The 12,472-nt window shown below is 62.2% G+C and carries 12 protein-coding genes; 8 read left to right on the top strand and 4 right to left on the bottom strand.

Features of this window, described 5'->3' with window-relative positions; genetic code table 11:
• Positions 1-51 precede the first annotated feature (51 nt).
• The 3 genes from ACBG85_RS23665 to ACBG85_RS23655 form a co-directional block, all read right to left on the bottom strand.
• Complete coding sequence (locus ACBG85_RS23665) at positions 52-1,650, bottom strand: ABC transporter substrate-binding protein (protein ID WP_003940579.1); 1,599 nt, start codon at positions 1,648-1,650, stop codon at positions 52-54.
• 144 nt (positions 1,651-1,794) lie between these two features.
• Positions 1,795-3,396: a CdaR family transcriptional regulator gene (locus ACBG85_RS23660; RefSeq protein ID WP_007731373.1), complete on the bottom strand. Its 1,602-nt coding sequence runs from the start codon at positions 3,394-3,396 to the stop codon at positions 1,795-1,797.
• Between the two features lie 49 nt (positions 3,397-3,445).
• On the bottom strand, positions 3,446-4,360 hold the full coding sequence (locus ACBG85_RS23655) for an SDR family NAD(P)-dependent oxidoreductase (protein WP_007731375.1): 915 nt from the start codon (positions 4,358-4,360) through the stop codon (positions 3,446-3,448).
• Positions 4,361-4,457: 97 nt separating this feature from the next.
• Here ACBG85_RS23655 and ACBG85_RS23650 point away from each other — a divergent pair, with 97 nt between their 5' ends.
• Together ACBG85_RS23650 and ACBG85_RS23645 are read left to right on the top strand one after the other, a co-directional pair.
• A complete protein-coding gene (locus ACBG85_RS23650) occupies positions 4,458-5,075 on the top strand; it encodes a TetR/AcrR family transcriptional regulator (RefSeq protein ID WP_007731377.1) in 618 nt (205 codons plus the stop codon).
• 302 nt (positions 5,076-5,377) lie between these two features.
• Positions 5,378-6,529 (top strand): magnesium and cobalt transport protein CorA, encoded by a 1,152-nt coding sequence (locus tag ACBG85_RS23645; protein WP_007731382.1) that lies wholly within the window; start codon positions 5,378-5,380, stop codon positions 6,527-6,529.
• 88 nt (positions 6,530-6,617) lie between these two features.
• On the opposite strand, the gene ACBG85_RS23640 is transcribed toward ACBG85_RS23645, so the two are convergent.
• On the bottom strand, positions 6,618-7,235 hold the full coding sequence (locus ACBG85_RS23640) for a hypothetical protein (RefSeq protein ID WP_007731384.1): 618 nt from the start codon (positions 7,233-7,235) through the stop codon (positions 6,618-6,620).
• A 109-nt stretch (positions 7,236-7,344) separates the two neighbouring features.
• Here ACBG85_RS23640 and ACBG85_RS23635 point away from each other — a divergent pair, with 109 nt between their 5' ends.
• The 6 genes from ACBG85_RS23635 (at position 7,345) to ACBG85_RS23610 (ending at position 12,471) form a co-directional block, all read left to right on the top strand.
• Positions 7,345-8,391 carry an ATP-dependent DNA ligase gene (locus ACBG85_RS23635; RefSeq protein ID WP_039973226.1) on the top strand — a complete coding sequence of 349 codons (1,047 nt, stop codon included), beginning with the start codon at positions 7,345-7,347 and terminating at the stop codon, positions 8,389-8,391.
• Positions 8,391-9,431 (top strand): non-homologous end-joining DNA ligase, encoded by a 1,041-nt coding sequence (ligD, locus tag ACBG85_RS23630; protein ID WP_161120070.1) that lies wholly within the window; start codon positions 8,391-8,393, stop codon positions 9,429-9,431. The genes ACBG85_RS23635 and ligD overlap by 1 nt, the downstream gene beginning before the upstream one ends.
• A 78-nt stretch (positions 9,432-9,509) precedes the next feature.
• On the top strand, positions 9,510-10,025 hold the full coding sequence (locus ACBG85_RS23625; RefSeq protein WP_039973227.1) for a DUF6764 family protein: 516 nt from the start codon (positions 9,510-9,512) through the stop codon (positions 10,023-10,025).
• A 108-nt stretch (positions 10,026-10,133) separates the two neighbouring features.
• Positions 10,134-11,345 carry a serine hydrolase domain-containing protein gene (locus tag ACBG85_RS23620; protein WP_372025104.1) on the top strand — a complete coding sequence of 404 codons (1,212 nt, stop codon included), beginning with the start codon at positions 10,134-10,136 and terminating at the stop codon, positions 11,343-11,345.
• A 15-nt stretch (positions 11,346-11,360) separates the two neighbouring features.
• Positions 11,361-11,579, top strand: coding sequence for a dodecin (locus tag ACBG85_RS23615; protein WP_003939815.1), 219 nt, complete (start codon positions 11,361-11,363; stop codon positions 11,577-11,579).
• 10 nt (positions 11,580-11,589) lie between these two features.
• The gene (locus ACBG85_RS23610; RefSeq protein ID WP_372025102.1) at positions 11,590-12,471 is read left to right on the top strand and encodes a hypothetical protein; all 882 of its coding nucleotides are present in this window, start codon (positions 11,590-11,592) and stop codon (positions 12,469-12,471) included.
• Position 12,472: the final 1 nt, after the last annotated feature.

Raw genomic sequence — 12,472 nt, 5'->3', positions numbered from 1 at the left:
ACCGACAGCGACCGGCGAAACACGACGATTTCCCCGGTCGCTACCGGCGGTCTACTGGTACAGGCGCAGGGCCGAACCGGTGAAATTACGGCCGAATGCGAGACCCGCATTGTTGAAGTAGAGAGTCGTGATCTTGTCGGCAAAAGGTACCGCGGAGTTTGCTTTGATGATCTCTGATTCGGCGTCTGCCCAAGCGGCACAAGCATCCTCGCCGGTCAGTCCCGAAGCCTTGGCGACGGCTGCGTCGTAGGCCGGGTTGGAGATCGACGAGAAATTGAGTCCCGCAGCTGGCACCGGACCGGAGAGGAAGGGTACGAGCATGCTGGGCAGCGCGACGTTGATCGGCTCCCACGCAACATCCCACGCGGTGTTGTCCTTGCCGCTGAGTGCTACATCGAGGATCTTGTTCGAGTCTCCGCTGGTGAGTTCGACAGTTGCGCCCAGATTGTTCCAAGCGTTGAGTGCGACGTCGGCGGCAGCATCGGTCGAGTCACCGAACGTTTCGTAGACCATCCGAAGTCGGAGCGGTGTGCCGTCCTTGCTGCGCTTACCGTCGGCACCGATTTTCCAGCCCGCTGATTCGAGAGTTTCTGCGGCTGCGCTGGGATCGAAGGCCGGCAGGTTTCCGGCGACAGAGTCGTAGATGCAGGCCCTCGGTTCGATGGACACCATCGTGGTAGACCGGGTTCCGCGGCCGGCGGTGAAGATCTCGGCGAGGTCGTCGAGATTGAGCGCCTGGACAAGGGCTTTGCGCACGGCCGGATCGCTGGTCGGATTACCCGGGCTGTGATTGAAGAACATCTCGCCTGCCGGAGCCGGCTGCTTGACCGTGTTCAGGTTCGCGGCATTCAATCGGTCCTGATCGGCGCCGGAGACGGCGGCGGCATTCAGATCACCGGACAACAGCTGATTCGCAGACGTACTCGTATTGGTCACGATGGACGCGACGACATTCTTGGGCACTCCGGCAGTGTCGGAGGTGGTGTCGTCAGGTCCCCAGTTGTATCCGTCGCGCCGAACGTAGGAGTAATGATCGTTGGCGACTGCCTCGGTCATCTGGAACATGCCCGATCCGAAGGTCGTCTTGTTTGCCGCCGTCGGATCCTTCAACCCTGCCTCGCACATGATCGGAATCCGCGCCAGATTGAGGAGCAGGAAGGGCGAGGGCTCCGGAGTCGTAACAGTCACTGTCCGTGTTGCCAGGTCGGCGTTGGCAGTTGCAGTTGCCGGTGCGTACACCCCGCGGAGAGCGGATTTGTTTGCGGCGTTCGTGATGAAGTTGACGGTGTCTGCGACAGTCTGAGCAGTCAGGGCGGATCCGTCGGTACAGGTGACGCCGTCGCGAATGGTGAACGACGCGGAAGTAGTTGTCTCTTCCCATTTTTCGGCGAGCCACGGCTTGGTGACGCCGGTATCGGGATCTGGGTTGAGCAGATAGTCGTAGCTCAGACGTGCCAGTGCGTGTGCCGGTGAAGCGGCAGTCATCAGCGGATTCAGAGCGCCGGGGTCGGCCACGAGTGCAAACTTGAAGGTGCCGTCGGTGAGCGGCTCACCCCCACCCGAACCTGATGATCCACCCGACGAGCATGCGGTCAGGGCAAGGACAGTGCCGGTTGCCGCGGCCAGTAGTGCGTAGGACCGTTGTTTCATGGTGCCTCCGGAAGGTGTGGTCCCGCCCGAGTGACGCGAGGTCTGTCGGGTCAGGAGCAAAAGACGATTGCTTGAATCTTCACCCAACAAAAGAACGAGAACATCGTCCGGATTTACGAATGTTTCGTGAGACTTGGTAGATCGCTACAACATTGTCGGATGGAAGAGACGAAGCTGGAGCATCAGGCTGAATCGAGTTTCCGGATCATCGAGATCGATGCCGGCAATCCCGGCAAGCTTCTTGAGGCGGTACCGGAACGTGTTGACGTGGATGTGAACCAAGGACGCAGCAGCCGGAATGTCGCCGAACGTGTCGAGCCAGGCGCGGAGCGTGTCGACAAGGTTGATGTCGTGACTGCGGTCGTACTCACGCAGTACCGCGAGCGGACCCGATGCGGTCTCGTTCTCGTCCGCCAGGGCGTCGGAGAGGCGCAGAAGTAGGGAATTGATCTGCACGTCGTCGGCGCGCGCGACGGTCCGGCCCGAGGAATTCCACGTCGACCTCAGAACGCGAAGCGCTCGGTCGGCTTCGTCGCGTGACTTCTCCAGCGTCATCACGTCGGCCACTGTCGCACCGATTCCGATGACCACCGACTTTTCCGAACGGGAACGGTCTGCAAACTCCGACGCGATCCGACGCACGTAGTCGTCGTCGGTCTGGTGCCGGGTGTGTGGGATGACGGCGTAGACGGTGCCGCCGATCGCTGCCGCCACCGACAGCGGAAATACTTGGTCGAGATAGGTATTGAGTGTCAGGGCCAGTTGATCGACGTCGGCTTCGGCCTCCAACGATGCACCGGCGCCGCTACGGAAGCCGGCCGCAAGCACGTTTGCTTTCGAACGGCCGTAGCCCAGTCGCTCGGCCGCTTCCTTCGCTGAAGTGCCGCCACTCAGTAACGTGATCACCTCGCCCAACCTCAGTCGTCGTGCCGAATCCGCGGCCAGTTTGGCGCGAAGCAAACTCATGGCGGCCACGCCCGCAGCCTCGACGAGCGTTTTGACCTGTAATTCGTTCGGCTCCTCGTCCAAGATCACCCAGATCGAACCGAGGATCTGCGATGCCGCATGTATTCGCATGCCGACGCGGGGCCTGATGCCCGGCCCGATACCCGGTAGAAATACCGGCAGGGTAGAGCCGTAGATCTTGTTGAAATACCCCATTGACCTGAGCCGATCGGAATAGTGCTGCGGCACTTGATGTCCGAGGACACTCTGCTTACGTGCCTCGTCGCCGAAGGCTTGATCCGCCGAGAACGCGAGGATCCGGCTCGACTGATTCTCGATGGTGACCGGGCCGTTCAATACCTGAGCGATCGAGTTGGCAAGATCGAACAGGTCGGCGTCGGCGGCCGACGTGCGGTCCCCGTTGTTGCCGGATTCGAGGATCTCGTTGATCAACGACGCGCTTTGCAGCCAGCTTGCATCCTTGACCATTCCGAGGAGTGCGACGTCGGTGTCGGCCACCGCTTTCTCGACGAGGCCGTCGAAGTCCAGGGGCTCTTTGACGATCAGCGCTACCGCACCTGCCGAGCCGTATTCTCTTACCGCCGTTGCGATATCGGCCGAACCTGCGAGACCTGCGCCGAGTACGACGGCGCCCGCGCTGTCCTGGGTAGCTTCGGACCCTTCGTGCAGGGTCACGCGGCTGACAGTGCGGGCGCCGTCGACGGTGTCGCCACCGCTGAGGAACGTCATTCCCAGTCTGTCGACGATGTCGACGATCGATACTCCCGTAGGTGTGGTCACCACCACACCTTAGGGGGAGCGGGGTCGATCAGTTGTCTGGTTGCCCTGCTCAGTTGCTGGGCTGCTCCGCCACGGCCTTCTCGACGAACCGGCGGGTCTGATCGAACGCCGCGGGCACCTGGACGGAATCGGTCATGTCACTGATCTCGGACCACCGTTCGGCGACGACCTCGGGCGAGAGTGCGCCTTCGGGGATGTAGACGCCCTGCGACTCTTCCATGCGAGCGATCGCGAAGACGCCGGCGCCGGCGCTGAGGATGGTCTTCGTCGGTGCGTCATCGGAGACCATGAACAGTGCGCCGGGTGAAATCGATTCGGGTGCAAGCAGAGCGAGAGTCTTCTCGTCGAGGAGGTCTTCGGTCATGCGGGTCGCGGCGGTCGGGGCCAGCGAGTTGACGCGGATGCCCTTGCGTTCGCCCTCGATGGCGAGAACGTTCATCAGGCCGACGACGCCGGACTTCGCGGCGCCGTAGTTCGCCTGGCCGAAGTTGCCGTAAATTCCCGATGCTGACGTAGTCATGAGGATGCGTCCGTAGTTCTGTTCGACCATGTGCGGCCAGACTGCCTTGGAACAGATGACGGAACCCATCAGATGCACGTCGATGACTTTGCGGAAGTCGTCGAGCTCGGCCTTGATGAACGACTTGTCGCGCAGGATTCCGGCGTTGTTGATCAGGATGTCCACGCGGCCCCACTTGTCCACGGCCGTCGCGACCATGGCGGCAACGGCGTCGACGTCGGTGATGTCGCAGTGGTCCGCGATGGCCTCGCCGCCCAGCTCGACGATTTCCGCCACTACTTTGGCTGCTGCGGTATCAGCGCCGCCACTGCCGTTGACCGAGCCACCCATGTCGTTGACGACGACGCGTGCGCCGCGTGCGGCGAGGGCCAATGCGTGTGAACGGCCGAGTCCGCCGCCTGCGCCCGTGATGATCGCTACCTTGCCGGAAAAATCCAACGACATTGGAAAACCTCTCTGATCTGGGATACTACTCAGTATTACTATGCGATGGCGTGGAAACAGTCAAGGGCCGGCAGGCAGTGTGAGGAGTGGAAGTCGAATGAGTAGTGATCTTCCGGACGTGCGATCCGCGATCATCACCAGCGCCGCCGACGCCTTTGCCGAAGACGGTTACGCGGCCACGACTGTAGATTTACTGGCCGATCGAATCGGCGCCACCAAAGGTCTTGTCTACTACCACTTTCGTTCGAAGTTCGACATCTACCTGGCAATCTACGAGCGCGGGATGAGCCTGCTCCGCGCTGAGGTCGAGTCTCGGATGGGCGGGGCAGAAAGCGGCCTCGCGCGTCTCGAAGCGATGTCGCACGCCCACCTGGTCAATCTCATGACACATCTCGGGTACCACCACACGATCCACCAAGGCGTCCGGGGCCAGATGAACTCCGCGCTCAAACCGAGACAACAGCAAGTCCTCGTGGAACTGAATTCGCTGCGACTCGATTACGAGAATCTGTTCGTCGACGTGATGACCGAAGGTGTCGCGGATGGTTCCATTCGTGCGGGCTCACCTCGAATGGCGGCAAAAGTCCTCCTCAGCAGTCTCAACGGCATCGACCTCTGGTACCGAAGGCGTGAAGGGCAGACTTTGGCGGAGACGGAGTCGTTGGCGGACCAGATCGTCGAACTGTTGATCGGCGGATTGCGCGCTGCGAACTGACTGAAAGCTGCATTCGTCGAGCGGGTTTCCTCCGACCGGTTCGTGCTGTCCTGCGGCTTGTCGTTCGGTTTGTCCCGCTCTGACAGTCGGGGTAGCATGTTGGCGTCGTGCGCGGACTTGCGTAGGAATTCAGGGAAGAGGAGGTGTGGCTGTAATGCGTGGCCAACCTCCGAGTACCAACTGAAGCTGTAGCCGCCCGGGTTGATCCGGTATTTTGCTGCAGCTTCATCGTGTGTTCATCGGCTTCGGCTTTGCTGTGAAGCAAGCGTCGTCGTTCACTCTTCCCTCGAAAGCTGTTCAGCATGCGCGAATTTCGTCGTTCACGTTCGGTACTGCCGCGTCGTTCCGCGGGGCTCGGTGACTCACATCCCGGACACTCGCGTGCCGCGCGCACCGTCGTCAAGGCTGCCCCGCCCGAGGCGGTGGCGCCCGTCGAATCGACCGTCGTCAACAGCGGCGTGTACCGCGACGGCGAGCGGATAGCGTCACCGTCCACGCTGGCGGAAGCACTGTCATGCCTTCCGGATTCGCAGTCGATGGCGTGGATCGGCATGTACCGGCCCGACGACGCCCAGTTGTATGCCGCTGCACAACATTTCGACCTCCACGAACTGGCGGTCGAGGATGCGATCGTCGCGCACCAGCGCCCCAAGCTCGAGCGCTACGGCAAGACACTGTTCGTGGTGCTGCGTGCTGCGCGGTACCGCGACGAGACCGAGCGGGTCGAATTCGGCGAGTTGCACATCTTCTGTGGTCCGAACTTCATTCTGACCGTCCGTCACAGTGAATCGCCGGATCTGTCGGCGGTGCGGACTCGCATGGAGAACGATCCTGACCTGTTGCGGTTGGGTACCGAGGCCGTTCTCTATGCCATTCTCGACGCAGTCGTCGACGGGTACGCCCCGGTGGTGGCCGGACTGCAGAACGACATCGACGAGATCGAAACCGAAGTATTCAGTGGCGATCCCGGAGTTTCGCGTCGCATCTACGAACTGACCCGTGAGGTGATCGAATTCCAGCGGGCGACGCGTCCGCTGCTGGGAATGCTGCGTGGGTTGTCGGCAGGGTTCGACAAGTACCACACGGACGAGGAACTCCAGCGATACCTGCGCGACGTCACCGACCATGCGACGACTGTGGTGGAGCGGGCCGACGGCTTTCGTCAGTTGCTCGGAAACATCCTCACGGTGAACGCAACTCTGGTGTCGCAGAACCAGAACGAGGAGATGCGCAATCTGACGCAGGCAAGCTACGCGCAGAACGAGGAGATCAAGAAGGTCTCGGCGTGGGCGGCAATTCTCTTCGCGCCGACGCTCATCGGAACCGTGTACGGGATGAACTTCGACGACATGCCGGAGCTGCACTGGCACTTGGGCTATCCGTTTGCACTCTCGATGATGTTCCTGACCTGTGGAAGTCTCTACACGATCTTCAAGCGTCGGGGCTGGCTGTAGAAAGCGCCGGCTGTAGAAAGCGCTGTGCGCCTTGCCAACCGAGATCGGTTGTCAAGGCGCACAGGTGTTTTTCGGGAGGGCGCTCGAATCAGAGCGTTGCGACGCAGACCGTGAACTTACGTTCCGGGTGCTCGAATCCCGAGTCTGCCCCCGAACCGCATTCGTCGATCGACGTGGAGTTCTGCAGAATTTCGACGACCTCGACGACGTTGGTGCCGCTGGTATCCGAGCATTCGATGCGGGCGGGCTCGTCCATTCCGCTGCCGAGATCCATGCATCCGCCGACTACCCAGTCGACGTCGAGACAGACAGCGCCCTGCTCGTCACCCGCGAGGGTCTCGTAGTAGTACGAGTCGACATCGGAGGCACACAGATCAGAGGTGGGAACCTTGGCGACCACCTTGTAGTTGGAATCCTTGCTACCGCAGTCCGCGTTGTCGATTTCCGCGGCCGTCGTGGTACCGCCGAGTTTGACGCAATCACCGATCGACACGTCGATGTCGACGTCGCCGCCGTCGTCCGAACCCTCCTGGCCGGTGATCTTCGAGGTGGTCGGGGCTGCGGAGGTAGTGGTCGAATCGGCAACCGAGGAAGATGATTCCGCAATGGCTTTCGGCTCGATGTCGGAACCGCAACCGACGGTGAAGGCGGCGATTGCAGAAGTTGCGATCACCGCAGTGCAAAGTCGCCGGACGATTCCGGACATAAGGACCCCTTTGTTGATTCTTGGATAGTTCTGTTGGTTCGTGGATTGTTCGGGACCTATTCCAATACATCGGTAGTCGAATTGCCAACCGGACTGTCAGTATGGGTAGGTGGAGCTACCCCTGATGCCGCCGCTCGCCCCGATGCTCGCGAAGGCTGCGGCCACTGTGCCGCCTCAGCCCGAGTCCGGTGACCCGACGTGGTCGTACGAGCCGAAATGGGACGGATTTCGAGCAATCATCTTTCGTGACGGTGACGAAGTGGTGCTCGGATCGCGAGGAGGAAAGGACCTGGCGCGGTACTTTCCCGAAGCGGTGGAAGCCGTCAAGTCTGAATTGCCCGAAAAATGTGTGGTGGACGGAGAACTGGTGGTTCCCCGTGAGATCGACGGTGTGACGCGCCTGAGTTGGGAAGCGCTCTCCGAGCGGATTCACCCCGCCGCGAGCCGCGTCGCATTGTTGTCGGAACAGACGCCCGCGCAATTTGTCGGGTTCGATTTACTGGCGCTCGGGGATCGCGACGTCTCGATCGAGGACTTCGGGGTTCGACGTGCGTTGCTCCTCGATTGCGTCGGTGGCGGGCCGAGTTGCCACGTCACGGCAGCGACGGCCGACAGCGCCGAAGCAATGGCCTGGTTCGAAACCTTCGAAGGCGCGGGTCTCGACGGGGTTGTCGCCAAGAAGCTGGCGGGACCGTACCTGCCGAACAAGCGCGAGATGATCAAGGTGAAACACGCCAGGACCGCGGATGTCGTACTGCTGGGCTACCGTCCCCACAAGAGTCAGCCAGGTATCGGGTCGATGCTTCTTGGTCTGTACGACGGTTCCGAATTGAAGATGGTCGGTGGCGCTTCTGCTTTCACCGCGGCGCGGCGGATCGAGTTGTTGGCCGAACTCGAACCTTTGCGCCTCGGGGACGACGTTGTAGCCGAGGGAGAGGCCAGCCGGTGGAGATCGGCCGCAGACCGCTCCTGGATTCCGCTTCGTCCTGAGCGGGTGCTCGAAGTGGCGTACGACCAGATGGAAGGGGAACGCTTTCGGCACGCTGCACGATTCCTGCGCTGGCGTCCGGACAGGGTGCCCGACGAATGCACATTCGATCAGTTGGAGGTTCCGGTGCGATACGACTTCGCGGATGTTCTTGCAGGCGGTAAGTGATGGCGAGCCCGGCAGCTGAACTGGACGTCGACGGGATCGCGGTCCGATTGTCGAGCCCGGACAAGATCTACTATCCGCAGTTGGGTGAGGACGGCGGAACCAAACGGCATCTTGTCGAGTACTACCGAACGGTGGCGCTGCAGGGTGCAGCGTTGCGGGCGCTCCAAGATCGGCCCACGCATCTTCAGCGATTCCCCGACGGCATCGAGGGCGAAGAGGTTTACCAGAAGCGGCTGCCGGCAAAACGGCCCGAGCACGTCGAATCCTGCGAGGTCACGTTCCCGTCGGGTCGCAAGGCCGACGTCCTTCGAGTGCGAAGTGCTGCGAACATCGTGTGGGCCGCCAATCTCGGGACTGTCACGTTTCATCCCTGGGCCGTGCGGTGCCCGGACACCGACCACCCGGACGAACTGCGCATCGATCTCGATCCGCAACCGGGGACCGGGTTCGACGAGGCCGTTGCCATCGCGGACGAGGTCCTTCGCCCTCTGCTCGCTGAGTTGGGATTGGAAGGATTTCCCAAGACGTCCGGTGGCCGAGGCCTTCACGTCTACATCCCGCTCGAGGCGCGCTGGGATTTTGTCGAGGTCCGTCACGCGGGTATCGCCCTTGCTCGTGAAGTCGAGCGTCGTAGTGCCGATCGCGCCACAACCGCGTGGTGGAAGGAAGAGCGGGGTGAACGGATCTTCATCGACTTCAATCAGAATGCCCGTGACCGGACGATCGCGGCGGCGTATTCCGCTCGTAAGACGCCGATCGCAACTGTGTCGACGCCGGTGACCTGGGACGAACTGCGCGACGTGCATCCAGACGACTGCACCATCGCCACGGTTCCCGGCTTGCTCGCCGATCGTGGTGATCCGATGGAAGCCATGCACGACAAGGCCTTTGCCCTCGATGTTCTGTTGGAGATGTGGGAGAAGGATCTGGCGGCAGGACTGGGCGATCTGCCGTACCCGCCGAACTATCCCAAAATGCCCGGTGAACCCAAACGTGTTCAACCGAGCAAGGACCGCGATCGGAAGAACAAAGACGGGTAGCGTCAGAGGCGGACATATCGGGTAATTCGATCAGACGTCGAATGTACGGTCACGTCGAATGCACTGTGGGGGTTGGATATGGATCGCCGGAAAATGCGAGCAGCAAGCTTAGCGGCGGGCGGTGTGATTCTTGCCGCCTTCGGATTGTCACTCGGTAGCGGAACAGCGTCAGCCGCGACGTTGGATTGTTCGGCGCGCGGGCAAGATCAGACGATCGTCGACGGGTCATCCGCATGCCGAGCGGTGGCAGATCCCTCCAGTTACGCGATTTCACACGTCGAGGGCGACGGCGTCGGCGTCGCGGATTCTCGAGACGGCGGCAGGTCGGCAGGCCTCGGCCTCTTCGGCGGCGTTGCTGCGGCGGAGTCGCGCGGTGGGTTACTTGCCGCGGTCGCGTACGGCCCGGGTTCGCTCGCACTCGGTCGCACCGACTCCTCACCCTTTGCCGTGGTGCTCAGCGGACCTGGCGGCAGAGCGGCGGTGGGTGACGCGGACGTCGGGGCGATCTGCTCAGGTGGTCCCACCCTTGTTTTCAATATCGCCACAGGTCAGGGATGTTTCAGCGACGGCACTTCGACGTGGGTCACCCCGTGAGGGCACCCCGGCCCTGAGCCTCTTGCGTGACAGTGGTCACAATGGTGTCAAGCTCCTGCCACCGATCGGGTGACCGGGCAACTTGATCAGCGGGGATCGGAGGACGCGATGACTCCCAGTGCACGACGGGGTTCGCTCGCCCGGGTGGAGGTGCCTTCGCGCACCGAGCTGTACGTGGACCGGCGATTCCTTCCCTTGGCCGACCGCTTCTTCGCGATGTATCGCCAACCGCAACAAGGCGGCGGCGCGCTGGTCGTGTACCTGGGAGGCGAGAAAGTTCTCGACATCTGGGCCGGCAATGCCGATCGTGATCGGCGCTGGGACCACGACACGGTGTCGCTGTCGTTCTCGACCGGCAAAGGCGTCGCCAGCACCGTCGTTCACCGACTCGCCGAACGTGGGTTGATCGACTACGACGCTCCGGTTGCTCGGTACTGGCCTGAATTCGCGGCGGCCGGCAAGGACAAGATCACCGTCCGCGAACTGATGTCACATCGCGCGGGCCTTCACCGAGTTCGCGGCTTGATGCCGCATCCTCTCGACCTGATGGACTACGACGCGGTCGTTGCCGCCCTGGCTGCCGAGAAACCGGATCCGCGTCGGCTTCGAGGCCCCGGCTATCACGCTGTGACCTACGGCTGGTTGGTAGCCGAACTTGTGGCCAGGGTGTCCGGTCAGCCGTTCGTCGACGTCGTACAAGCGGAGATAGCGAAGCCCCTCGGAGTCGACGAATTCTGGTACCGCGTACCCGAAACCGAGCGTCCACGGATCGCAAAGCTGTTCCCACATATCAACCCTGCCGGCTTGAACTGGGCCTTCGCGTCGACCGTGCTCTCACACGTCGGTCCGACTCGCGGACTCGCGGAGGCCGCGATGCCGGACGGTTTCGACGTCATGGTGCGCAACCCGGCTGTCCACGACGCCGTCATGCCGGGCTGGAACGGAGTGTTCAGCGCGCGTGCTCTCGCGAAGATGTACGGCGCCATCGCGAACGGCGGCGTGATCGACGGGAAGCGGTTCCTGAAGGAATCGACCATCGACCAGATGTCGACCATCCAGACTCGCGATCGGGATTACGTGCTGGCGGTGCGGCCCAACTGGACTCTCGGTTACCACCCGCCGATCATTGCCGCGCGGCGGCAGCCGCGGAATGCGATAGGCCACTACGGAGTCGGCGGTTCAGGCGCGTATGCGGACCTGTCCAGCGGACTCTCGCTCGGTTTCACCACCAACAGGTTGGGTAGTGCTGTGACAGCTCTCGGTGATCTTCGCCTTGCGAGGCTCGGCGCCGAGGCGCAGGAGTTGGTTCGTCGAATCTGACACGAAGGGAATGCCATGAGCAGCAACGTGTACCGGGTGACCGAGATCGTCGGCTCGTCCACCGAGAGCAGTGACGCGGCAATTCGCACCGCCATCGCCCGGGCGAACGAGACGGTGCGCAACCTCGAATGGTTCGAGGTGGTGGAAACTCGCGGTCACATCGAGAACGGCGCCGTGGCGCATTTCCAGGTCACGTTGAAGGTCGGCTTCCGGCTCGACGGCGACGAATCTTGAGTCGTCGTTCATGAGTGTTGATCTCAGGGCGGCCGTCGGGTTCATGGCGGGACATGCCAGAACTCTCGATCGGCATCGACTGAATTTGATTCTCGGACAGGGTGACCGGACCGCGGCATTGGCGGCTGTGGACAGTTATCGCAACCCGGACGGTGGGTACGGCTGGGGACTCGAACCGGATCTTCGCTCGGCATCGAGCCAACCTGGCGGCGCGCTGCACGCCTTCGAAGCCTTTGCCGACATCGGAACGCCGACGCCCAGAGCCATCGAGCTGTGCGACTGGTTGCAGACCAATTCGCTGGCAGACGGCGGTTTGCCGTTCGCCTTCCCGATCGCCGACCCGGCCGGTTGTGCGCCCTTCTGGGTGGATGCGGATCCGTTGGCGCCGTCGTTGCAGATCACCAGCATCGTGTGTGCTGCAGCGGCTCGCGTTGCCGAATTCGACGAGGCCGTCGCCGAACATCCGTGGTTCGCCTCTGCCGTTCGATATTGCCTCGACGCGATCGACGGGGCCGATTCTCTGCATGCCCTCGAGCTCGCCTTTGCCTTGCAGTTTCTCGACGCGGTTCACCGGAACAGTCCCGAAGCGTCGTCGTTGGTGAGCACTCTTGGTTCGCGTATCCCGGCTGACGGCTTGGTTCACGTGGACGGGGGAGCCGAGGGCGAATTCATGCGGCCCCTCGATTTCTCACCGCTTCCCGGCGGCCCGACCCGCGCGTTGTTCGACGCATCAGTGATCGAGTCCGAACTGTCTGCGCTCGCTGCGCGACAACATGGCGACGGCGGTTGGGCGGTGGATTTCGACAGCTATTCGCCCGTCGCGGCGTTGGAATGGCGAGGTCACGCCACCGTGCAGGCGGTGTGGCTGCTGAAGCGCAATGGGGTGATCTGAA

Source organism: Rhodococcus sp. NyZ502 (assembly GCF_041464245.1).
In the GTDB taxonomy this organism is placed as follows: Bacteria; Actinomycetota; Actinomycetes; order Mycobacteriales; family Mycobacteriaceae; genus Rhodococcus_F; species Rhodococcus_F qingshengii.
Note: the sequence above shows the minus strand (reverse complement) of the source record. Positions and strands in the feature narration are given on the sequence as shown.